At 60.8% G+C, this 22,097-nt stretch carries 18 protein-coding genes and 1 pseudogene; 11 read left to right on the top strand and 8 right to left on the bottom strand.

Features of this window, described 5'->3' with window-relative positions; translation table 11 throughout:
* The first annotated feature begins 17 nt into the window (after positions 1-17).
* Both ACZ1HN_RS18655 and ACZ1HN_RS18650 read left to right on the top strand, forming a co-directional pair.
* Positions 18-1,796, top strand: coding sequence for an SLC13 family permease (locus ACZ1HN_RS18655; protein ID WP_299743072.1), 1,779 nt, complete (start codon positions 18-20; stop codon positions 1,794-1,796).
* A gap of 62 nt (positions 1,797-1,858) precedes the next feature.
* Positions 1,859-2,350 (top strand): hypothetical protein, encoded by a 492-nt coding sequence (locus ACZ1HN_RS18650; RefSeq protein WP_299202493.1) that lies wholly within the window; start codon positions 1,859-1,861, stop codon positions 2,348-2,350.
* Here ACZ1HN_RS18650 and ACZ1HN_RS18645 read toward each other — a convergent pair.
* From ACZ1HN_RS18645 to ACZ1HN_RS18630, 4 genes and pseudogenes are all read right to left on the bottom strand, one after another.
* Positions 2,339-3,996, bottom strand: a pseudogene (locus ACZ1HN_RS18645) (FAD-binding dehydrogenase). The gene ACZ1HN_RS18650 and the pseudogene ACZ1HN_RS18645 overlap by 12 nt on opposite strands.
* 11 nt (positions 3,997-4,007) lie before the next feature.
* Complete coding sequence (locus ACZ1HN_RS18640) at positions 4,008-4,865, bottom strand: bile acid:sodium symporter family protein (RefSeq protein ID WP_472728569.1); 858 nt, start codon at positions 4,863-4,865, stop codon at positions 4,008-4,010.
* Between the two features lie 85 nt (positions 4,866-4,950).
* Positions 4,951-6,723 carry an SLC13 family permease gene (locus tag ACZ1HN_RS18635; RefSeq protein WP_299598727.1) on the bottom strand — a complete coding sequence of 591 codons (1,773 nt, stop codon included), beginning with the start codon at positions 6,721-6,723 and terminating at the stop codon, positions 4,951-4,953.
* A gap of 294 nt (positions 6,724-7,017) precedes the next feature.
* The gene (locus tag ACZ1HN_RS18630; RefSeq protein ID WP_472728568.1) at positions 7,018-7,974 is read right to left on the bottom strand and encodes a glutathione S-transferase family protein; all 957 of its coding nucleotides are present in this window, start codon (positions 7,972-7,974) and stop codon (positions 7,018-7,020) included.
* 155 nt (positions 7,975-8,129) lie between these two features.
* Between ACZ1HN_RS18630 and ACZ1HN_RS18625 the strand changes: the two genes are divergently transcribed.
* Positions 8,130-8,876 carry a YebC/PmpR family DNA-binding transcriptional regulator gene (locus ACZ1HN_RS18625; protein WP_472728567.1) on the top strand — a complete coding sequence of 249 codons (747 nt, stop codon included), beginning with the start codon at positions 8,130-8,132 and terminating at the stop codon, positions 8,874-8,876.
* 68 nt (positions 8,877-8,944) lie between these two features.
* On the opposite strand, the gene ACZ1HN_RS18620 is transcribed toward ACZ1HN_RS18625, so the two are convergent.
* Complete coding sequence (locus tag ACZ1HN_RS18620) at positions 8,945-9,583, bottom strand: LysE family translocator (protein ID WP_472728566.1); 639 nt, start codon at positions 9,581-9,583, stop codon at positions 8,945-8,947.
* A 187-nt stretch (positions 9,584-9,770) separates the two neighbouring features.
* A complete protein-coding gene (locus ACZ1HN_RS18615) occupies positions 9,771-10,007 on the bottom strand; it encodes a hypothetical protein (protein WP_189369043.1) in 237 nt (78 codons plus the stop codon).
* A 279-nt stretch (positions 10,008-10,286) separates the two neighbouring features.
* On the opposite strand from ACZ1HN_RS18615, the gene ACZ1HN_RS18610 reads away from it, so the two are divergent.
* The 8 genes from ACZ1HN_RS18610 to ACZ1HN_RS18575 all read left to right on the top strand — a co-directional run bounded on the left by ACZ1HN_RS18610 (position 10,287) and on the right by ACZ1HN_RS18575 (position 19,353).
* Positions 10,287-10,883, top strand: coding sequence for a LysE/ArgO family amino acid transporter (locus tag ACZ1HN_RS18610; protein WP_472728565.1), 597 nt, complete (start codon positions 10,287-10,289; stop codon positions 10,881-10,883).
* A 39-nt stretch (positions 10,884-10,922) separates the two neighbouring features.
* Positions 10,923-11,825: a DMT family transporter gene (locus tag ACZ1HN_RS18605; protein ID WP_472728564.1), complete on the top strand. Its 903-nt coding sequence runs from the start codon at positions 10,923-10,925 to the stop codon at positions 11,823-11,825.
* Positions 11,826-11,895: 70 nt separating this feature from the next.
* Positions 11,896-12,471: a choline-binding transcriptional repressor BetI gene (gene betI, locus ACZ1HN_RS18600; RefSeq protein WP_472728563.1), complete on the top strand. Its 576-nt coding sequence runs from the start codon at positions 11,896-11,898 to the stop codon at positions 12,469-12,471.
* On the top strand, positions 12,468-13,976 hold the full coding sequence (betC, locus tag ACZ1HN_RS18595) for a choline-sulfatase (protein WP_472728562.1): 1,509 nt from the start codon (positions 12,468-12,470) through the stop codon (positions 13,974-13,976). The genes betI and betC overlap by 4 nt, the downstream gene beginning before the upstream one ends.
* Positions 13,977-14,065: 89 nt before the next feature.
* Positions 14,066-15,247: a BCCT family transporter gene (locus ACZ1HN_RS18590; protein WP_472728561.1), complete on the top strand. Its 1,182-nt coding sequence runs from the start codon at positions 14,066-14,068 to the stop codon at positions 15,245-15,247.
* A 56-nt stretch (positions 15,248-15,303) separates the two neighbouring features.
* Positions 15,304-16,755, top strand: coding sequence for a betaine-aldehyde dehydrogenase (gene betB / locus ACZ1HN_RS18585; RefSeq protein ID WP_472728560.1), 1,452 nt, complete (start codon positions 15,304-15,306; stop codon positions 16,753-16,755).
* A 246-nt stretch (positions 16,756-17,001) separates the two neighbouring features.
* Positions 17,002-18,648: a choline dehydrogenase gene (gene betA, locus ACZ1HN_RS18580; protein WP_472728559.1), complete on the top strand. Its 1,647-nt coding sequence runs from the start codon at positions 17,002-17,004 to the stop codon at positions 18,646-18,648.
* A 54-nt stretch (positions 18,649-18,702) separates the two neighbouring features.
* Positions 18,703-19,353 (top strand): thermonuclease family protein, encoded by a 651-nt coding sequence (locus ACZ1HN_RS18575; RefSeq protein ID WP_472728558.1) that lies wholly within the window; start codon positions 18,703-18,705, stop codon positions 19,351-19,353.
* A gap of 19 nt (positions 19,354-19,372) precedes the next feature.
* On the opposite strand, the gene ACZ1HN_RS18570 is transcribed toward ACZ1HN_RS18575, so the two are convergent.
* Positions 19,373-20,773: a helix-turn-helix domain-containing protein gene (locus ACZ1HN_RS18570; RefSeq protein WP_472728557.1), complete on the bottom strand. Its 1,401-nt coding sequence runs from the start codon at positions 20,771-20,773 to the stop codon at positions 19,373-19,375.
* 65 nt (positions 20,774-20,838) lie between these two features.
* The gene (locus tag ACZ1HN_RS18565) at positions 20,839-22,056 is read right to left on the bottom strand and encodes a multidrug effflux MFS transporter (RefSeq protein ID WP_472728556.1); all 1,218 of its coding nucleotides are present in this window, start codon (positions 22,054-22,056) and stop codon (positions 20,839-20,841) included.
* Positions 22,057-22,097: the final 41 nt, after the last annotated feature.

The raw sequence follows: 22,097 nt of genomic DNA, 5'->3' as shown, positions 1-22,097 counted from the left end.
GAACAGGGGCCGTGCCTATGGGGCTGATCGAGCTTTCGCAAACAGGCAATGCCATTCTGACACTAGTGGTCGTCGGCGTGATGTTCGTGCTGTTTCTGCGCGAAGTCTTTCCGACCGAGGTGGTTGCCATTGGCGGGGCGTCCCTGATGCTGGCCACCGGCGCGCTCCCCTACGATGACGCCCTTGCAGTGCTGTCGAACCCGGCACCTTGGACCATTGCGTCCATGTTCATCATCATGGGTGCGCTTGTGCGCACGGGTGCGCTTGATGCTTTTACAGGGCTGGCAGATCGGAAGGCCCGCACCAACCCGGCGATTGCCGTCGTCCTGTTGATGACCTTTGTGGTCTTCAGTTCGGCCATCGTGTCGAACACGCCGGTGGTTGTGGTCATGATTCCGGTCATCATCCAACTGGCCAAGACAATGGGGCTGAACCCGTCCAAGATGCTGATTCCGCTCAGCTATGCGGCGATACTCGGGGGCACGCTTACTCTGATCGGCACCTCGACCAACTTGCTGGTGGACGGGGTGGCCCGGACCCAGGGAATGGAGCCCTTTACGATTTTCGAAGTGACCCCGCTGGGCATTATTCTGGTGATCTGGGGCATGATCTATCTTCGGTTCTTTGGTCCCATGCTGCTGCCGGATCGGGACAGTATGGCGGGGTTATTGAGTGACCGCAGCCGAATGAAGTTCTTTACCGAGGCGGTGATCCCGCCGGACTCCAACCTTGTGGGGCGCGAGGTCACGGGCGTTCAGCTGTTCAAGCGCGATGGCGTGCGTCTGGTCGATGTGATCCGCGGGGACGAATCCTTGCGTCGCAATCTGCAGGGGGTGGAGTTGCGGGTTGGGGATCGCGTGGTTCTGCGCACGCAGATGACCGAGCTTTTGAGCCTGCAACGCAACAAGGAACTCAAGCGCATTGATCAAGTTGGGGCGGTCGAAACCACAACGGTCGAGGTGCTCATTACCCCCGGCTGCAGAATGGTGGGTCGGTCGCTGGGGACATTGCGTTTGCGCCGCCGCTATGGCGTCTATCCCTTGGCCGTGCATCGCCGGAACCAGAACATCGGGCGGCAGTTGGATGAATTGGTGGTCAAGGTGGGCGACACGCTGCTGCTGGAAGGGGCGCCCGAAGACATTCAGCGTTTGGCGGCAGACATGGACATGGTGGATGTCTCCAAACCCTCGCAGCGCGAGTTTCGGCGGAGCCATGCGCCCATCGCGCTTCTGGCCTTGCTTGGTATCGTCGTGCTTGCCGCGTTTGGTGTGGCGCCAATCCTGATGTTGTCGGTTCTGGCGGTGGCTGTCGTCCTGATCACCCGTTGCATTGACGCGGACGAGGCGTTTTCCTTTGTCGATGGCCGCTTGCTGGCGCTGATCTTTGCCATGCTGGCAATCGGGGCGGCGCTCGAGGCGACGGGGGCGGTTTCATTGATTGTCGATGCAATTGCCCCCGGCCTGATGGTTCTGCCGCCCTTCCTGATTGTATGGGCAGTGTACTTGCTGACCTCTGTTCTGACCGAGCTTGTCAGCAACAATGCCGTTGCTGTTGTCGTCACGCCGATTGCGATTGGGCTCGCTTCGGCGCTCGGGATTGATCCGCGTCCATTGGTTGTGGCTGTGATGGTGGCCGCGTCCGCGTCGTTCGCAACGCCCATTGGCTATCAGACCAACATGTTGGTCTATGGACCCGGTGGTTATAAATTTACGGATTTCATGCGCGTTGGTATCCCACTGAACCTGAGCGTTGGGTTGCTTGCGTCTGCCGTTATCCCCGTTATTTGGCCACTGTGATGGCAAGGGACTGTTAACAACGTCAGTGCTATGCCGAGGGACAGTCAACCTAAGCACAGTCCATGCCCGACCTTCGCCGCCCTGCGCATCTTATCACTCCCGCTTACGAGGATAACGGGCTGTTCCGCTCGCCGGTGCGGCGGATCACCGTTGGGCTTGTGCCACAGATTCACCGCAACAACCGGCAGGATCTGGTCGTGCGTGGTTTTGTGCGCGATGGGGCTGCCATTCAGGTGCTATTTGCCGGGCGGAGGGCCAAACAGGCCAAGGGGCTTGAGGCGCGGCTGCGGTCGATGTTGTTTCAGACGCGGTCGAAAACCCCTGGTTGGCGTGAAGAGGGGATCGATACGATCCAGCTGCCCATGCGGGTAGAAGGGGTTTGGCGGTCGCGCTTTTCACGCGATGCATGGGGGTGCGAGACGCGGTATTTTCAACTTGTCGCGGCCCGCTGGGCCATGTTCGATGATGCTGGCGTTGCGCATCTCTTTGGCGAAGCGCCGGTGCATTTGCACCCCGCACACAGAGCAAGGGTTGGTGGGCCGTCAGGCGATTGACTGCGACCTACCGGCGTTGCGACCCGAGAAGATGCAGCCGCCAAGGAACGTGCCCTCAAGTGCGTTGTAGCCGTGATAGCCGCCACCGCCAAAGCCCGCCACTTCACCCGCGGCGAACAGGCCGGGCACGGGCTGCCCATTGGCCCCGATCATCTGGCTGTCGAGCGTGGTGTGCAGCCCACCCAGCGTCTTGCGCGTCAGAACGTGCAGTTTGACGGCAATCAGGGGACCATTGGCGGGATCAAGGAACTTGTGGGGTTTGGCCGTCCGCAGCAAGCGATCACCGCGGTAGTTCCGCGCGGCGTGGATGGCCATCATCTGGGCGTCCTTGGAAAACGGGTTGTCGATCTGCGCATCCCGCGCTTCGATCTGGCCGCGCAGTTTCGCCTCGTCGATCAGGTTGCCGCCTGCCACCTGGTTCATACCACGCACGAGGGTCGCAAGGTCATTGGCGACAACGAAATCCTCGCCACGTTCCTTGAACGCCTCAACCTGAGCTGTCGCGTTCTTGCCGGACAGCACGCGTTGCTTGATCACCTCGGACCATTTCTTGGACGTCAGATCCGGGTTCTGTTCAGAGCCCGACAGCGCAAATTCCTTCTTGATGATCTTCTGGGTCAGCACGAACCAGCTGTAGTCATAGCCCGTTGCCAGGATATCGCGCAGGGTCGACATGCTGTCGAAACCGGGTAGGGCGGGGGAGCGAACCGGTTGCCTTCCGCGTCAAACCACATCGATGAGGGACCGGGCAGAATGCGGATGCCGTGGCTGGGCCAGATCGGGTCCCAGTTCTTGACCCCTTCGGTGTAGTGCCACATGCGGTCGCCGTTGATGACATGCCCACCTGCATTTTCGGAAATGCCAATCATGCGGCCATCCACATGGGCGGGCACACCCGCCACCATGTCCTTGGGCGCGGGACCCAGACGGTCGGTGGGCCACACTTTCCGCACCATGTCGAAATTGCCGCCAATCCCACCCGAAGTGACAATGACAGAGGGTGCGCGCAGTGCAAACTCGCCCACCGCATTGCGGTTGGTCTTCTGCCCACGCTCCGCACCGTCTTCGGCCAGAACTGTGCCGCTGACCCCCTTGGCCGTGCCGTTTTCCATGTCGATCCGGTCGACCTGGTGTCGGAAGTTGAATTGGATCAGGCCCGATTTCTCATGCTCTTCGCAGCGGCGCACGAAATGTTCGATGATGCCGGGGCCGGTGCCCCACGTGATGTGAAAGCGGGGGACCGAGTTGCCATGTCCGTCGGCATAGCTGCCGCCGCGTTCGGCCCAGCCCACAATGGGAAACCAGCGCAGGCCCATGGAATGCAGCCAGGGCCGCATCTCTCCGGCCGCAAAGTCGATATAGGCCTCGGCCCATTTGCGGGGCATTTCGTCTTCATCCCGGTCGAACTGCGCGCTGCCCATCCAGTCGTTCAGGGCCAGTTCGCGGCTGTCGCGGATGCCCATACGCCGTTGTTCGGGGGTGTCGACCATAAAGAGACCACCAAGGGACCAGAAGGCCTGACCGCCCAGAAAGCTGCGGGGCTCCTGATCCACGATGATGACCCGCTTGCCCCGGTCGCCCAAGTCGGCAGCGGCGGCCAAACCGGCAAGGCCCGATCCCACGACAATGGCGTCTGCCTGATCCATCACTCTCTCCCTTAGCGGCTGCGGAACCACGCCACGAACGGCGCGGCGACGATGTACATTGTGATGCCATACACGGCTGAGGGCAAAGCCATGGCGCTGAACCCTTCGGACTGGCCAGAGATCAGGGCGGCCAGAGTGATGCCCAGCGTGGCGTTCTGGATACCTGTTTCAATCGAGATGGTCTTGGACTGGCCCCACGGCAAGGCGCGTGCGCGCGCCAGGACAAGACCCAAGGCCAACAGGAGGGCGTTCAGGATGATCAGGGCCGGGCCCAACGTGCCGAGGTTATCGACGAACAACTGCCAGTTGCCTGCGAGGGCAGCGAGGACGATGACAACAAACAAGACGGTTGCGATCCGGGTCAGCAGCGGTTCGATGCGCGTGGCAAAGCTGGTGGCGAAGTGGCGGATGAGAACCCCAATCAAAACCGGCAGGGTTGTGATCAGGAACATGGCAATGGCCAGCGACGTGACGGACACGTCGGGCGCAGCGTCACCCATGAAGTGCACGACGGACCATGCTGCCAGCACAGGTACGGTGATGATGCTGAGCAGGCTGATCACGGCGGTCAGAGATACCGACAGGGCGACATCCCCCTTGGCCAGGCGCGAGATCATGTTTGACGTCACCCCGCCGGGGCAGAAACTCAGCAGCATGAATCCCACAGCAATTTCGGGGGCCAGGCCAAAGGCGCGGACGGTGATATAGGTCACCACGGGCAATAGAATGACCTGCGCCACCGCACCGATTGTAAAGGCTTTTGGGGTGCGCAACACACGTCCAAAGTCGCCAAAGGTCAGGCCGATGCCGAGGCTCAGCATGATGATGGCGAGCGACAGTGGCAGCACCACGTTAATCAATATGTCCATAGTCTTTCTCCCTGCGGGACACGTTAGACGCGTGCGTCCGCAGCGTGCAACGTTGACCCTTGGTCAGCCGTTGTCAGGCGTGTGTTCAAAGCGGCCAAAACACGAGGATGGCCGGGATAGATACAGCCACCACGATCACTTCGAGCGGCAGGCCGATGCGCCAGTAATCGCCGAACTGGTAACCGCCGGGGCCAAGGATCAGCGTGTTGTTCTTGTGTCCGATCGGGGTCAGGAAGGCCGACGAGGCTGCGACCGCGACTGCCATCAGGAATGGGTCGGGGGACACACCGAGGGTTTGCGCCATCTGAATGCCCACGGGGGCAGCCACGATGGTGGTTGCGGTGTTGTTGAGTACGTCCGACAGGCTCATCGTGACCACCATCAGCACTGTCAGGACGGCCCATGCGGGCAGACCTTCGGTCAGATTAACCAGCCACCCTGCGATCAGTTCGGTTCCGCCCGAACTTTCAAGGGCCGCCCCCAATGGGATCATGGACCCCAGCAGTACGACGACGGGCCATTCGATGTGGGTATAGAGTTCTGACAAAGGCACGATGCGCGACAGCACATAGGCGACGACAACAAGCCCAAGGGCGATGGGCAGGTAGAGCAGGCCGACGCTGGCGGCGGCCACCGCGCCGACAAAGAGCCCGATGGCGAGCCAAACCTTGTCATCTGCCGTGACCGACAAACCCCGCTCTGCGAGCGGCAGGCAGCCCAGCCAGTTGGTGACATCATTTCCGGTGTCGCGAGGGACCAGCAGGAGTAGGATATCGCCAGTTCGGATTTCGGTCTGGCGGATCTGCCGGGTTACACGCACACCTGCCCGCGAAAGGCCGAGAAGCACGGTATTGTGCCGCCAGGCAAGGCCCACGGATTGTGCAGTACGGCCCACCAGACGGCTGCTGTCGGTCACGACAACTTCAATAATTTCAACACCTTCACCTGCGGCATTCAACTTCTCTTCCCGATCCGCATCTGCCACGGCAAGGCCGATGGCTGCGCGGAATTCATCCAGCGCGTCTGGCGTGGCCTCGATCACCAGTACGTCGCCTGCGCGCAGTTCGGAGTTGCGGGCGCGACCGTAGCGGCGCTTGCCGTCGCGCAAGAGGCCCACAAGGGCCACGTCGGCCTTGTCCGCATCCGTTTCTAATTCAGCCAACCGCTTGCCGATATGCTTGCTGTCCTCTGGCACAACCAGTTCGGCGATGTAGCTTCCGATATCCTCAAGTTCGGCGGTGGCATCGGCCCGGGCGGGGATCAGGCGCCATCCGATCAGGGCCACAAAGGCAAGCCCAGCGATGGCAGCAACGCCGCCCACCGGGGCGAAATCAAACATGCGGAAAGGCTCGCCAAGGCTGTCTTCGCGGATGGAGGCAATGATGATGTTGGGCGGTGTTCCGATCAGTGTGACCATGCCGCCAAGGATTGTAGCGAAGCTTAAAGGCATGAGGCTAAGGCCGGGGGAACGCCCGGCTTTACGCGCGGTCTGGATGTCCACGGGCATGAGCAGGGCGAGCGCTGCGACGTTGTTCATGAAGGCCGAGAGCACGCCGCCGATGGCGCCCATGAGAGTGATATGCGCCCCCAGCGAGCGGCTGGCATCGACGAGGGTGCGGGTGATCAGGAAGACCGCGCCGGAGCGGACCAGGCCAGCGGAGACAACGAGGACCAGAGCCACCACCAGAGTGGCCGGGTGGCCGAAGCCGGAGAAGGCATCATCGCTTGGGACCACCCCCAGCACGACACCCAGCATGAGGGCGGAGAAGGCGACGATGTCATAGCGGAAGCGGCCCCAGAGCAGCAGGCCGAAGACGGCACCGAAGAGGGAGAAGAGGATAATCTGGTCTGTGGTCATGCGGGGCACGTTAGGGGCGCGGGGGCAGGGGTGCCAGTTGTTTCTGAGCGGCGCGATTCGGTGCGCGTGTTTACTTTGTTTTCATGGAGATTGACGTCATAGACCGGCTGTCACCCCCCGTGCAGCATCCGTACACCCCCTGTACACCACCATCGGGCGGCGGGGCACGGGTTAACGCAACGTTCGGTGATCCAAAGGATGCTGCGCGACGCGATTAACTGAATGAGGGGCTCTGCCCCTCAAACTTCCCGAAGTTTATCTGGCAAGATGAAGCAGTTTGATTATGACGTATTGCTATGTGGGGCGGCCAAGGGTGATTTTGCGTGTCGCTGGTTCTGACCAGTCGACCTTTGGCCCCGCGGGGACAATGCCGAGCGGGTTTCGCAGTTCGGACTGAGAGAAGTAGCCCGCCTTGTAGATGTCCGGTTTGACCGTCTCGGCCACGCCGGGCAGGGCGTATAGGGCGCGGGCATAGTCCCAGAGCGCGGGGTAGTCGCTGAGTTTGGCGAGGTTGCATTTGAACGCATAGTGGTAGGCGACGTCAAAGCGGGTGAGGGTGGGGAAGAGGCGGAGGTCGGCCTCGGTCAGTTGGTTGCCCACGAGCGTAGGGTGCGCTGAGAGGTGCTGTTCCAGATCATCCAGCGTGTTGAAGAGGTCAGTCACGGCTGTGTCGTAAGCCTCTTGCGTGCGGGCGAAACCCGCGCGGTAGACACCGTTGTTGATCTTTGCGTGGATCAGGGTGTTCCAGCGGTCGATCTCGGCCACATGTTGTGGCGGGCACAGTTGGCGGTTGGTGTCGAACGTCGTTGCGAGCATGCGCACAATGTCCGCGCTTTCGTTCGAGACGATCTGTTGCGTGTCTTTGTCCCAGAGCACTGGCACCGTTATGCGGCCCGTGTAGGTCGGACGCTGGCGGGCGTAGACCTGATGCACCGCTTGTGCGTCTAGTTCGGTGTCGGCGTATTCTCCTTCACTATCAAACACCCAACCCTGATCGGTGCGGCGCGGTTTTGCGATGCTGATGCTGATTGCGTCCTGCAGGCCCAGTACAGCCCGTACCAGAAGCGTGCGGTGCGCCCATGGGCAATTCCACGCGACAAAGAGGTGGTAGCGGCCCGCGTCCGGCGTGAAGGGGCCGTCTGTCGTGATCCAGTCGCGCAGGGTGCTCTTGGCGCGTTCATAGGCCCCGTTTCTTGTGGTGCCGGGACCGGGGTCTTCGGCCTCGTACCTGCCTTCGATCATCACGCCCATTGTCGTCTCCGCCTTGTTTGAAGGTAAGCTAACAGAGCGTAGGGCGCGCGCTACGCACGGGCGGGCTGCGTGCGCGCACAGGGTGGCCTTGCCCCGCCCATTGCCGATGTCCTATAGACGCCCGGACCACCGAATTTACGAGACAGGAGGCGCGCATGGCCGGCCACTCAAAATGGGCAAACATCCAGCACCGCAAGGGGCGCCAGGACAAACTGCGCGCCAAGCTGTTTTCGAAACTGTCGAAAGAGATCACAATCGCCGCCAAGATGGGCGACCCTGATCCCGACAAGAATCCGCGCCTGCGTCTGGCCGTGAAAGAGGCCAAGGGGCAGTCGATGCCCAAGGACAATATCGACCGCGCCATCAAGAAGTCGATCGCGGGTGAGGGCGAGGATTACGAAGAAATCCGCTATGAGGGGTATGGCCCGAATGGCGTGGCGGTCATTGTCGAGGCGATGACCGACAACCGCAACCGGACGGCATCGACCGTACGCTCGACCTTTACCAAAAATGGCGGGAACCTGGGCGAGACCGGTAGCGTCGGCTTCATGTTCGAGCGCAAGGGCGCTGTGAGCTATGCTGTTGAGGCGGGCGATGCGGACACCGTGATGATGGCGGCCATCGAAGCGGGGGCCGAGGATGTGGAGAGCACCGAGGACGGGCACGTGATCTGGTGTGCGGATACCGACCTGAACGAAGTGTCCAGCGCGTTGGAAGGGGATCTGGGCGAGTCCGAGTCCACCAAGCTGATCTGGCGCCCGACCACGACGACCGAGATGGATCTGGAAGGCATGCAGAAGTTGATGAGGCTGATTGATGCCTTGGAAGACGATGATGACGTGCAGAACGTCACCACCAATTTCGAGGCCAGTGACGAAGTGATGGCCCAGCTGGAAGGCTAGGGAGACACTAGCCTGACCGCATTTTGAAATGGCAAATTCTGAATAGCGGGGCGCGCGCGGCTGCCCCGCTATTTTTGTGTTTCGCGCAGGCCTGACCAGAGCAGGCTTGCCCCCATGGCGCTGAAGGCGGCGGCAAACACGCCTTCGACTGAAGCTGAGAACCGGGCGTAACCACGCATCGCAACCCCTGTGGAAAAAAGCAGCGCATATGTCCCGTAGATCACGAGACCGGACAGTGCGCCGAGTGGGCCAAAGGCTAAAACGTGAAGCGCGCTCAAGCCTTGGCCAAACAGGAAGGACGCAACAGCGGCCCACATCAATGCGGCCTTTGGATTGGTCAGCACGACAAGCAGCCCCCGCCGCCATGCGGATTGCCTGTCGAGCGGTTGTGCGTTGGGTGTGATCGTTGTGGGGCTGCTGCCGCGCAGTGTGGCGCGCGCGGCCTTGATCCCGAGATAGAGCAGGTAGCTGCCGCCTGCGATTTTCAGAATGAGCAGGGAGAGGGGGACAGCCTCGATCAATGCGCCGAGGCCGAGGGCCGTCGCGGCTGACCAGACCAGCATGCCGGATGCTATGCCAGCAACGACGAATAGGGCGGGTGACCGACCCTGCGCCAGACCGACAGAGGCCACCGCTGCCAGGTTTGGTCCGGGTGAAATTTGCGCAGCGAGGACGCCGATCCAGGTCAAGGCATAGATGGTCAGCATGGGGCGCCTTTCGAATACATGGGGTTCATCCGCAGTATGGCGCATGGGCGGCAGTCGGCAAGACGGGACGTTCTGGTGGGCGGCGCTTTGTTTTGAGTTGCTTTGAGGCTGCCCCTTAAAAAGCAAAACGCCGCCCTGTCGCGGGGGCGGCGTTGTTCTTGTGCCTTATGGGCTGTTCTTCTGCGGATCAGAAGAACAGCTGGCGGGCGACCTGACTCCAGCTTTGGGAGCTGTCGGCATGTGGGGCTGGGGTCTGACGGCGCAACCGGCGCATCAGCCCTTTGAGATCGTTCAAGCGCGTGCGCGCGGCAGCACCGCCGGCGCGGCTTTGCACCGACAGGATCTTTTCCTGTGTTTGCAGCGCGGCCTCGATCAATTCGAGGTCCTGCTTGGTCAGATCGACGGTATGTGTATCGTCAAGCATCGGATTTCATCCTTGTTATCGTTGACCAGCATATGGGGTCTGTAAGGTCATACGCCAATCATCAAAGATCAGATCAACGTGATACCCGCATCAGTTGACAGCTGCTGGCAGTAGTAAGGCATGTCGTTGCACGCCGGTCGGAGGGATATAGGGACTGTTTCCGAAATATGCTCTTCACATTTTTGCAAGGCTGATGTGCAAAAAGTGTATAGCTCGGGCAGGCTTGCGCACTGCAGTTGATTTGGCTACGTCTGGACGTCTTGCAATTTGAGCAGTCACATGGCGTCCTTCCTTCCCGGTTTTTTTCTGTCTTTGTCGCTAATCTTGGCGATCGGAGCACAGAATGCGTTTGTGCTGCGGCAGGGCTTGCGGCGCCTGCACGTGTTCTGGGTGTGTCTGACCTGCGCGACTTGTGATGCCGTTCTGATTGCCGCCGGGGTGGCGGGTTTTGGTGCCTTGGCAGAGGCGGTGCCGTGGTTCGAGCCGCTGATGCGTTATGGCGGGGCGACCTTCCTGATCTGGTATGGCTGGCGGAACGCGCGGTCTGCATGGAAAGGGGGCGCAGTGTTGGACGTTGCAGGCGAAAACACCCAGAGCCTGCGTGCCGCGATTCTGACCGTGCTGGCCCTGACCTGGTTGAATCCGCATGTGTATCTGGACACCGTTGTGCTGATTGGATCGATCTCTTCCCAGTATCCTGACCGTTTGATCTTTGGTGTCGGGGCAGTGTTGGCCAGCTTTACGTTCTTTTTCTCTCTGGGCTATGGCGCGCGGCTGCTGGCGCCGCTTTTTGCAAACCCGCGCGCGTGGCAAGTGTTGGACGGAATCATCGCTCTGACCATGTGGGCCATCGCGCTCAAACTTCTACTGCTTTAGCGGCTTGCCCTTTGCCCAAGTTTCGGGGTTCATGCGCGCATGACCTCTTCCCCATCTCGTCCGCTGGTCGGCATCGTCTGGATGCTGGTGACCGGGTTCTGCTTTGTCGCGGTGACCGCGTTGGTCAAGTATATGGGCGACCGTATTCCACCGGCTGAGGCGGCGTTTCTGCGCTACTTGCTGGGCCTTGTATTTCTGCTGCCCATGTTGCCCGCCTTGCGAGAGGCGCGGTTGACGGCCCGGCAGTGGCGGCTGTTTTCCTTGCGGGGTGTTTTTCACACCGGCGGCGTGATCCTGTGGTTCTTTGCCATGACACGCATTCCCATCGCCGAGGTGACGGCGATGAACTACCTTGCGCCCGTCTATGTCAGCATCGGTGCGGCGCTGTTTCTGGGCGAGCGTCTCGCCCTGCGCCGGATCGCGGCCATCGTCGTAGCCCTGGTCGGGACGGCGGTAATCCTGCGCCCCGGATTTCGCGAGGTCGCGCCGGGCCATATCGCTATGCTGTTTTGCGCGGTGAGCTTTGCGGGCTCATATCTGTTGGCCAAGATCATGGCGGATGAGGCGAAGCCTGCGGTGGTAGTTGCCATGCTCTCGATCGTGGTGACCGTATGTCTGGCGCCTTTCGCTTTGGCCAATTGGGTGATGCCGACTGCGACCGAGTTGGGTCTGTTGTTTCTGGTCGCCTGTTTTGCGACTGCGGGGCACTACACGATGACCATGGCCTTTGCCGCGGCACCCGTGACCGTGACGCAGCCTGTGACCTTCCTGCAGCTTGTGTGGGCCGTGTTGCTAGGTGCGGTGGTTTTTGCCGAGCCGGTGGACATTTGGGTGATCCTTGGCGGGGCGCTGATCCTGGCGGCTGTGTCATTCATCACATGGCGCGAGGCCGTGTTGAAGCGTCGCCCGATCACGCCGCCCAGCCCCGCAACCAAGCTCTGATATTTTTATTGATTGACTGATCAATAAAAAACCTGCAACTTGCGCCGCATCTTTGGAAAAGGGGATGCGCGTGCCGAAACTGGGGATGGAACCGATCCGCCGGGCGGCGTTGGTAGAGGCAACGATCGCCGAGATCGGAGAGGCCGGGTCGCTGGATGTGACCGTGAGCCAAATCGCCAAACGGGCGGGCATGTCGTCGGCGCTGGCGCATCACTATTTCGGCGGCAAGCACCAGATTTTCCTTGCTGCCATGGGGCAGATCTTACTCGACTACAGAGCCGAGGTGCTGGAAGCCCTGTCCAAAGCCCGCACGCCGCGCGCGCGGGCCGAAGCGCTGATTGAAGCCAGCTTTGCTCCGTCCAGTTTTGCGCCCGCGACCGTCGTTGCGTGGATGACGCTTTATGCCCATGCCACCACACACCCGGAAACCCATCGTCTTTTGATGCTGTATCAGAAGCGCCTGCGGTCGAACCTGACCCATGCGTTGCGCGGGATCGGCGCGGACCCACGCAATGATGCAGAGATGTTGGGTGCGCTGATTGATGGTCTGTATCTGCGCGCCGCACTGGCCAAGGATGAGTCGGGTGACTCTGCCAAGGCAACAGCGCTGCGGGCCCTTGATACGCTGACGAGGCGATATCAATGAACAAGCCCAACATATTGATTTTCATGGTGGATCAGCTGAACGGTACGCTGTTCCCGGATGGGCCTGCGGATTGGCTGCATGCGCCAAACCTCAAGAGGCTGGCCGCCCGGTCGACCCGTTTTCGCAATGCCTATACCGCCTCGCCGCTCTGTGCGCCGGGGCGGGCCGCGTTTATGTCAGGCCAGTTGCCAAGTGCCACGGGCGTCTATGACAATGCGGCCGAGTTTCCATCGTCAATCCCCACCTATGCACATCATTTGCGCCGTGCGGGGTATCAGACCTGCCTTTCGGGCAAGATGCATTTTGTCGGACCGGATCAGTTGCACGGCTTCGAAGAGCGTCTGACCACCGATGTCTACCCACCTGATTTCGGCTGGACGCCGGATTACCGCAAGCCGGGCGAGCGGATCGATTGGTGGTATCACAACATGGGGTCAGTCACAGGCGCGGGCGTGGCCGAGATCACCAACCAGCTCGAATATGATGACGAGGTTGCCTATCACGCCACGCGCAAGATCTATGATCTGGGGCGCGGGCATGACGCGCGGCCCTGGTGCCTGACTGTCAGCTTCACACACCCCCACGACCCTTATGTGGCGCGCAAGAAATACTGGGATCTCTACGAAGACTGCGCGCATCTGATGCCCGAGGTCGGCGCGACTCCCTACGAGGATCAGGACGCGCATTCGCAGCGCATCCTTGATGCCAATGATCGCGACAACTTCAACATCTCGAACGAGGATATCCGTCGGTCGCGCCGCGCCTATTTCGCTAATATCTCTTATCTCGATGACAAGATCGGTGAGGTGCTGGAGGCGCTGGAGGGCACACGGCAGGAGGCGATCATCCTGTTCGTGTCCGACCATGGTGACATGCTGGGTGCGCGCGGGTTGTGGTTTAAGATGTCCTTCTATGAAGGGTCGTCGCGGGTGCCGCTGATGATCTCTGCCCCGTCGATGGCGCCGGGGCTGGTGGCGGATCCGGTCAGCAATATCGATGTGTGTCCCACTTTGTGCGATCTGGCGGGCGTGGACATGTCCGAGGTGATGCCGTGGACCGCCGGGCAATCGCTGGTCCCGCAGGGGCAGGGTGTTGAGCGCACCGAACCGGTGGCGATGGAATACGCGGCCGAGGCGTCATACGCCCCTATGGTGTCGCTGCGCTATGGTAAGTGGAAGTACAACCGCTGTACGCTGGACCCCGATCAACTGTTTGATCTTGAGGCCGATCCGCATGAGTTGACTAACCTTGCGGATGTGCCGGCCCATCAGGGCACGTTGACCCAGTTGCAGGCCAAGGCGGACGCGCGCTGGGATCTGGACCGTTTTGACGCAGATGTGCGGACCAGTCAGGCCCGCCGCTGGGTGGTCTACGAGGCGCTGCGCGAGGGTGGCTACTATCCATGGGACTACCAACCGCTGCAAAAGGCGTCTGAGCGTTACATGCGCAACCACATGAATTTGAATATTCTAGAGGAAAATCAGCGCTTTCCGCGCGGAGAATAAACCATTGCATGAAGGCCCTTGGTGCGGGGTGGCGATGGATCAACAAAAAGGCGCCAAAGCCAACGGGTCAACAAGGAGGGACCTTAACTATGCTCACGACGATTATATCTTTCGGGGTGTTACTGGCCTTTGTGCTGGTGGCATTCATCACGATCAAATACTGGAATGTGCGACTGACCGGGCCGCAGCCCGTCAGCCTGTTCGTGTTCATTGCAATACTGTTCACCTCGGGCCTTGATGTGGGCCTGATCATGTTTCCGATTGCCTTTGACTTCCCGCTTTATGCCGACACGGCGACGGAACCTGCCTATGCTTTCACGAACCCGCTGGCGCTTGAGTTCGGGTTCTGGGGCTTTCTGATCTGGGCGTTCTACTTTCTGACGGCATTCTATTTCTGCGCCATCGAGCCGCGGGTGAAGTTCTTTGAGAACGGGTTGGTCAAGCTGATCAACAACCTGGTCATCATCACGACCTGTGCCTTCACCGGTGCGCTGTTCCTGATCTACATGCCCTACTACATCCCCGAAGTTGGCGACGGCGAAACGGTGATCCCGGCGTTTTATATCATCTGCTTTGGTGTCATCCTTGCCGCATCGTATTCATCGACGGACATCAAATATGTGAAGATTCTGTCCGTCGCATCGACCCTTGTGTTCTTTGCCTTGATCGCGGGCATGTGGGTCAACGGCCGCATGGGCTTTGGTGAGTTCCTGTCCACGGGCAGCAACATCGGCGGTTACTTTGCCAACATACACAAGTTCATCATCCCGCTGACCGATTATCACGAATTCTACCTGTTCTGGTGGTTTGCGTGGTCGATCATGATCGGGCAGTTCACGTCGCGTTTCGTGGGTGGTCTGACCACGTGGCAGCTGCTGGCGGCGTTGTTGATCTTCCCGTCGATCCCGCTGGGTGTGTGGTTCACGGTGGCCTACTGGTATCACCTGAACGCCATCGACATGACCGGGCTGGTCAACTGGTCGATGACCGTTGTGGGTATTCTGTTCGTGATCAACTCGTTTGACTCGCTGATCCGGCTTTACACCGACAACCTGAACGTCACTGCCGACCGCTTTGGCAAGGTGCAATACGTGCTGGGCAATGCCGCCCTGCTGTTCGTGCTGACCCTGCTGTTCCAAGGCCAGTGGTTGCAGATCCAGTGGGTCGGCACCGCCGTCATTGGCATCTACCTGGCGTGCCTTGCCTGGGTGCTGATGCGCCGTGATACGCTGGATGACCTGAGCAGCGTGCACGCGGCCCCGGCAGAATAGACATCGCGGGGGCGGTGGGCCTGTCCCGCCGCCCCATTCAACACATGAGGATTTGAATGCAAACCCAACCGGCAGCGAGCCATTTCATTGGCGGCGAATATGTTGAAGACACGGCTGGCACACCGATTGACGTGATCTATCCGGCGACCGGCGAGGTGATTGGCCGGGTGCATTCCGCGACACCGGCCATCGTCGATCGCGCGCTGGAGGCTGCACGCGGCGCACAGGCAGCATGGGCGGCCATGACTGGAACCGAGCGGGGCCGCATTCTGCGCCGTGCCGCCGACATCATGCGCGAACGCAACCATGAGCTGTCGGTGCTGGAGACCTATGACACCGGCAAGCCCTATCAGGAGACGAGCGTTGCAGATGCGACCTCTGGCGCGGATGCGCTTGAGTATTTTGGCGGCATGGCCGCAACCCTGACCGGCGAGCATATCCAGTTGGGTGAGGATTGGGTCTATACCCGTCGCGAACCTTTGGGTGTGTGTGTGGGCATCGGGGCGTGGAACTATCCCACCCAGATTGCGAGCTGGAAAGGCGCGCCTGCGCTGGCTTGCGGCAACACGATGGTGTTCAAGCCGTCGGAAACCACGCCGCTCTGTGCCTTGAAGGTCGCCGAGATTCTGCATGAAGCGGGTGCGCCTGCTGGCGTTTACAATGTGGTGCAAGGCCTGGGCGACGTGGGCGCGGCGTTGGTGACGGACGCCCGTGTCGACAAGGTGTCGCTGACCGGTTCGGTGCCGACCGGGCGTAAGGTCTATGCTGCTGCGGCGGCCGAGATGAAGCATGTCACCATGGAGTTGGGGGGCAAGTCCCCGATGATCGTCTTTGACGATGCCGATATTGAGAATGCGGTATCGGGGGCGATCCTTGGCAACTTCTATTCCTCGGGGCAGGTCTGTTCCAACGGAACGCGGGTGTTTGTTCAGAAAGGCATCAAGGAGGCATTTCTGGCGCGGCTGTCCGAGCGGTTGGGGCAGGCGGTGATTGGCGATCCGCAGGACCCTGCGACAAGTTTTGGTCCGATGGTCAGTGAACGCCAGATGGAGATCGTGCAGGGCTACATCGCCAAGGGGCAGGATGAAGGCGCACGGCTGGTCTGCGGTGGCAATCGGCTGCAGCGTGATGGCTTCTTTCTGGAACCAACGGTGTTTGCCGACGTGACCGATGGCATGACCATTGCTCGCGAAGAGATATTTGGCCCCGTCATGGCGGTGCTGGATTTCGAGGATGAGGGTGATGTGATGGCCCGTGCCAATGACACCGAGTTTGGTCTTGCCGCAGGCGTCTTTACCCGTGATCTGGCGCGCGCGCACCGTGTGGCTGCCGGGTTCGAGGCGGGCACCTGTTACATCAACACGTACAATGACGCGCCGGTCGAAGCGCCATTCGGCGGGGTGAAGGCGTCGGGTGTGGGGCGCGAAAATTCCAAAGCGGCCATTGAGCACTATAGCCAGGTGAAATCCGTCTATGTGCGCATGGGCGATCTGGAGGCGCCGTTTTGAGAACGCCCTTTTTCGGCAAGCCGCCCACCCACCCACCCCGTCTTGCCGAAAAAGGGCGGACAAGGGGTGACCTGGGCGTGCGTGTTTATGTGAAGGATTTTTGCTGAGAGGTGCTTGAGGGCGCGATCTGCGCCTCAAGACACCTGTTCGATGATGAGTGCGATTCCCCGATGCCTCAAGGACAAGCCGCGCGCATGCGCGGTGCTGCGCATCCTTGACCCACCGCGGAATCACGGAAGGTGAGACATGGAAGCAGATTATGTCATTGTAGGTGCCGGGTCGGCCGGCTGTGCTGTGGCCTACCGGCTGGCGGAGGCCGGAAAATCGGTGCTTGTGATCGAGCATGGTGGTACGGACGCCGGGCCGTTCATTCAGATGCCTGCGGCGCTGTCTTATCCGATGAACATGAAGCGGTACGATTGGGGCTACAAGTCGGAACCGGAGCCGCATTTGGGTGGACGCCAGCTGGTCTGTCCGCGGGGCAAGGTGGTCGGTGGGTCTTCGTCCATCAACGGCATGGTCTATGTGCGCGGGCATGCGCTGGACTATGATCATTGGGCGGAGAGCGGGGCCGATGGCTGGGCCTATGCTGATGTGCTGCCGTATTTCAAACGCATGGAGAGCTGGAACGGCAATGGTCATGGCGGCGATGCGGGATGGCGCGGTGCCGAGGGGCCGCTGCATGTCACACGGGGGCCGCGCAAGAACCCCCTGTTCCGCGCCTTTGTCGAGGCAGGGCGGCAGGCCGGCTACGAGGTCACCGATGATTACAACGGGCAAAAGCAGGAAGGCTTTGGTCCCATGGAGCAGACGGTGCACAAGGGGCGTCGCTGGTCGGCGGCGAATGCGTATCTCAAGCCCGCGCTGAAGCGGCCCAACTGCGATCTGGTGCGTGGGCTGGTCGAACGTGTGGTCATGGAAGACGAACGGGCCGTGGGCGTTGCCCTTGCGAGTGGCAAGGTGGTACGGGCCCGGCGCGAGGTGATCCTGGCTGCGTCGTCTATCAACTCGCCCAAGATCCTGATGCTGTCGGGGATTGGTCCGGCTGCCCATCTGGCCGAGCATGGGATTGACGTTGTGGCGGATCGCCCGGGTGTCGGGGCAAACCTGCAAGATCATCTGGAGATGTACATTCAGTACGCCTCCAAACAGCCGATCACGCTCTACAAGCACTGGAACCTGTTTTCCAAAGCGTTCATTGGCGCGCAGTGGCTATTCACTGGCACGGGGCTGGGCGCGTCGAACCAGTTTGAAAGTGCTGCTTTCATCCGCAGCAAGGCAGGCATCGCGTATCCGGATATCCAGTACCACTTTCTGCCCATGGCCGTGCGCTATGACGGGCAGGCGGCGGCCGAGGGGCACGGATTTCAGGCCCATGTGGGGCCGATGCGGTCGCCGTCGCGCGGGGCTGTGACCTTGCGATCCGCCAACCCTGCCGACGATCCGATGATCCGGTTCAATTACATGAGCACGGAGCAGGACTGGGACGAGTTTCGCACCTGCATCCGCCTCACGCGCGAGATCTTCGCTCAGGACGCTTTTGCGCCGTTCGTGAAACACGAGATTCAGCCGGGTGCTGCGTATCAGAGTGATGACGAGCTGGACGACGCGATCCGGGAACATGCCGAGAGCGCCTATCACCCCTGCGGGACGTGCCGGATGGGGCGCGCTGATGATCCGATGAGCGTGGTCGATCCCGAAGGGCGCGTCATTGGTGTCGATGCCCTGCGCGTTGTCGACAGCTCGGTCTTTCCGCGCATCACCAATGGCAATCTGAACGGGCCGTCCATCGTGACGGGCGAGAAGATGAGTGATCATATTCTTGGACGTCATCTGCCGCGCAGCAACGACGTGCCGTGGGTGCATCCTGAGTGGGAGACCGCGCAGCGTTAAGTATTGCTGAACAAACCGTTTGAAGTCTGGGCGTGACGTCTCCAAGTAAAGGGAATGTTAAGACTTTGTTTGGTGCTTGTTCTCTTGGTATGGCCCGCGTTGACGTGGGCCGATCTGCGTGGTGTGGTGCGTGTCATTGATGCGGACACCGTGGATGTGGGAGAGACCCGGGTCCGGCTGCACGCCATTGATGCGCCGGAGCAGGAACAGCTTTGCCAGACCGATCAAGGTGCCGATTTTGCTTGCGGTGCTTGGGCCACGGCGCGGGTTGTGGAAGCCTTTGAGGGGCGGCGCGCCACGTGTGATCATGTGGACAGGGATCGCTACGGACGGGTGGTGGCCAGATGTTCGATGCAAGGCGTGGATATGGGCCGGCATATCGTGCGCGAGGGATGGGCCTTTGCCTACCGCCGCTACGGTTTGGAATACGACCTGGACGAAAAGGCCGCGTATGTCGCGGGTCGGGGATTGCATGCGTTCCAGTTGCAATCGCCCACACAGTTTCGGCAGGCACAGGCGAAAGGCCGTGTGCCGCCGCATCCGTCCTGTGCGATCAAGGGCAACATTTCCGACAATGGGCGTGTGTTTCATATGCCGGGCCAGAGGTTTTATCAGCAGACAGAGATCCACGAAGCCAGCGGGGAGCGGTGGTTCTGTTCCGAGGCGGCGGCATTGCGGGCCGGGTGGCGCGCCGCGTCGTACTGAGGGTTGGGGCCAACTGCCCCTAGTTCACCGTGTAGGGCAGCAGACCGCGCGTATCGGGATCGACGGACAATTGCCGTTCGAGCGGAGGGACCGAGCGCTGGTGGCAGGTCTTGCGCTCGCAGATCCGGCACGAGATGCCGATGGGTTCGAAAGCTTCGGTGCGGGTGATGTCCATCCCGTCTGCATAGACCAGTTGTCCCGCGTGCTTGACCTCGCAACCCAGTGCAATTGCGTAACGGCGTGTGGGCGCTCCAAACCGTCCTCCGGTCTTGGATACGTCGCGCGCGAGGCTGATGTAGCGCACCCCATCCGGTGTTTCGGCCAATTGGCGCAGGAAGTGCCCCGGCTGTTCAAAGGCGCGGTGTACGTTCCAGAGCGGGCAGGCGCCGCCGAAACGTGCAAATTGCAGGCGTGTGGCGGAGTGGCGTTTCGTGATCGTACCTGCCTGATCGACCCGTACGAAGAAGAAGGGGACGCCCTTTGCGCCGGGCCGTTGCAGTGTCGACAGCCGGTGGCAGACTTGTTCGATGGAGGCTCCGAACCGGGTTGCAAGCTGTTCCAGATCATGCCGCGTGTCCTGTGCCGCTTGCAGAAAGCGGGTGTAGGGCATGAGCGCGGCCCCCGCGAAGTAGTTGGCGAGGCCGATCTTGGCGATGGAGCGCGCCTCGTCCGTTTGGAAGCGGGCGAAGTCGAGCGTTGCTTCGAGCAGCTTGTCCTGTTGCAGCAGGGCGACCTGCAACAGCATTTGGAAGGTCTGGCTTTCCTGGTTGGCACGGTTCGAGATGGTCAGCTTTTTGCTGTCGGTGTCGTAGTGGCGCAGGGTGTCCGTGTCGTCAAAGGTGACGTCGGCCCCGATATGGGCCAGTGCGGCCACGGCAGTTTGGCGAATGCTTTGGTCCGTGCCTTCGGCAGTGGCGAAATGTTCCGCAGCCCTGTCCACCGCATCGATGTAGTTGTCGCAGTAGTGGAAGAAGTCGCGCACTTCTTCCCATGGCGATGGGCGGGCGCGGGCGTCTTCGCGGCCAAGTGCTTCGTCCAGTGACGCAAGCCGTTCGTGGGTTTGCCGGTAGGCGCGGTGCAGATCGAGGAAGGCGTGGGCCAGGGCCGGGGCGTTGGACGCCGCAAGTCTCAGGTCGGCCAGGGGCGGCATATCGCCGGAGAACACAGGATCCGCCAATGCCTCACGCATGTCCGACACCAGCCGTTCCCCGTCGCCCGAGCTGAGTTCGGTTACATCGAGCCCAAATTCCTGTGCGAGGTTCAGCAACACAGTTGTGCTGACGGGCCGGTTGTTGTTTTCCATCTGGTTGAGATAGGGCAGGGACACGCCCAGCTTGGCGGCAAAGTCCTTTTGCGTGAGGCCGACGCGCGTGCGCACCTCGCGCAGCTTTGCTCCGGCATAGAGTTTTGGGGCGGCCATGATGTGTCCGTTTTGCAGTTTTGCAGTATGCGCAGGCTAGTTTTGCAAAGCGCTCAGCGCAACCACTATGCGTGGGTCAGACGACGCTCGCGACGGTAGACTGCGCCAATCGCGATCAGGGCGCAGATGCCTGTGATACACATGATATAGAGCAACGGGTATGCGCCGGTTTCGGGCGTCAGCAGGAAGCCTGCGAGCGCAGAGAGCGCGGCCCCGCCGCCGATCATGATCGCCCCGCCGAGACCTGATGCTGTGCCCGCCAGATGCGGGCGGACAGAGAGCATGCCCGCGGTTGCGTTGGGGATCACCAGGCCGTTGCCGAGGCCCACAAAGGTCATCATCCCGAAGAATGACACGGGCGTGCCTGCACCAGCGAGGAAAATGGCCAGTGACAGGAATGTGCCCACTGCGTTGGCCAGCGTCCCCCACAGGACCAGTCGATTCACGCCGAACCGTGTGGCGAACCGGCCGCTGAGCCCGTTGCCAATAAAGTAGCCGATGGCGGGTGCGCCAAAGAAGAAGCCAAGCTGTGCCGGTGACATCCCGAACACTTCGGTTCCGACAAAGGGGGCGCCGCCCAGATAGGCAAAGAACGATCCTGAGCAGAAGGCAGCCGCCAGTGAATAGCCCCAGAAACGGGGTGAGCGCAGAAGCTCGGGGTATTCCTTGAACTGACCGACGAGAGATTTTGAGGAGGGTTGAGCCGTTTCGCCCACATCAGAGTGCACCAGCCACAAGAGCAGGCCGCCGGTCAGGAAGAAGAACCAGAAGACGGATTTCCAACCGAACACCTCGTCCAGAACGCCACCTATTCCCGGCGAAATCATTGGCACAACTGCCATACCCATGGTGACGTATCCGATCATCGAGGCGGAGTGATCCTGGTCATAGAGATCGCGGATAATGGCGCGGCTGAGCACCATTGCGACGGCGATGATGGCCTGACACATACGGAAGAACAGAAAAATCTCGGCATTCGGGGCAAAGATGCAGCCCAGCGTTGCCAGCATGAACAGTCCGATGCCCCACATAAGCACCTTGCGCCGACCAAGGTTGTCCGAGATGGGTCCAATGATGGTTTGCATGATTGCGGACACGGCAAGATACAGCGCAACCGACAGCTGCATCAGCCGATATTCGGTGTCGAAATAAGCTGTCATATTTGGCAAGCTGGGCAGGAACATGTTCATGACCATGGCCGAGACCCCGGCCAGCAGGATCAGCGTTGCGATATGAGGCGGGGTTGTGCGGTCCAGAAAGCGGACCTTGGGCGGCGCTTGCATGTCGGTTGAGGTATGCGCGGGAAAGTGAACTGTCCAGTGCA

It is taken from the genome of Tateyamaria sp. GN1-10 (assembly GCF_055693845.1).
This window is presented reverse-complemented; position numbering and strand designations above follow the sequence as displayed.

Bases quoted from the DNA above. Each gene is read 5' to 3' on its own strand.
- ACZ1HN_RS18630 (WP_472728568.1), bottom strand. From the start codon at position 7,974: ATGGGCGTGATGATCGAAGGCAGGTACGAGGCCGAAGACCCCGGTCCC.
- ACZ1HN_RS18565 (WP_472728556.1), bottom strand. From the start codon at position 22,056: ATGCAAGCGCCGCCCAAGGTCCGCTTTCTGGACCGCACAACCCCGCCT.
- betB (WP_472728560.1), top strand. From the start codon at position 15,304: ATGCAAACCCAACCGGCAGCGAGCCATTTCATTGGCGGCGAATATGTT.
- ACZ1HN_RS18570 (WP_472728557.1), bottom strand. From the start codon at position 20,773: ATGGCCGCCCCAAAACTCTATGCCGGAGCAAAGCTGCGCGAGGTGCGC.
- ACZ1HN_RS18605 (WP_472728564.1), top strand. From the start codon at position 10,923: ATGACCTCTTCCCCATCTCGTCCGCTGGTCGGCATCGTCTGGATGCTG.
- ACZ1HN_RS18610 (WP_472728565.1), top strand. From the start codon at position 10,287: ATGGCGTCCTTCCTTCCCGGTTTTTTTCTGTCTTTGTCGCTAATCTTG.
- betA (WP_472728559.1), top strand. From the start codon at position 17,002: ATGGAAGCAGATTATGTCATTGTAGGTGCCGGGTCGGCCGGCTGTGCT.
- ACZ1HN_RS18655 (WP_299743072.1), top strand. From the start codon at position 18: ATGGGGCTGATCGAGCTTTCGCAAACAGGCAATGCCATTCTGACACTA.
- ACZ1HN_RS18625 (WP_472728567.1), top strand. From the start codon at position 8,130: ATGGCCGGCCACTCAAAATGGGCAAACATCCAGCACCGCAAGGGGCGC.
- ACZ1HN_RS18640 (WP_472728569.1), bottom strand. From the start codon at position 4,865: ATGGACATATTGATTAACGTGGTGCTGCCACTGTCGCTCGCCATCATC.
- ACZ1HN_RS18615 (WP_189369043.1), bottom strand. From the start codon at position 10,007: ATGCTTGACGATACACATACCGTCGATCTGACCAAGCAGGACCTCGAA.
- ACZ1HN_RS18635 (WP_299598727.1), bottom strand. From the start codon at position 6,723: ATGACCACAGACCAGATTATCCTCTTCTCCCTCTTCGGTGCCGTCTTC.
- ACZ1HN_RS18590 (WP_472728561.1), top strand. From the start codon at position 14,066: ATGCTCACGACGATTATATCTTTCGGGGTGTTACTGGCCTTTGTGCTG.
- betC (WP_472728562.1), top strand. From the start codon at position 12,468: ATGAACAAGCCCAACATATTGATTTTCATGGTGGATCAGCTGAACGGT.
- ACZ1HN_RS18650 (WP_299202493.1), top strand. From the start codon at position 1,859: ATGCCCGACCTTCGCCGCCCTGCGCATCTTATCACTCCCGCTTACGAG.
- ACZ1HN_RS18620 (WP_472728566.1), bottom strand. From the start codon at position 9,583: ATGCTGACCATCTATGCCTTGACCTGGATCGGCGTCCTCGCTGCGCAA.
- ACZ1HN_RS18575 (WP_472728558.1), top strand. From the start codon at position 18,703: ATGTTAAGACTTTGTTTGGTGCTTGTTCTCTTGGTATGGCCCGCGTTG.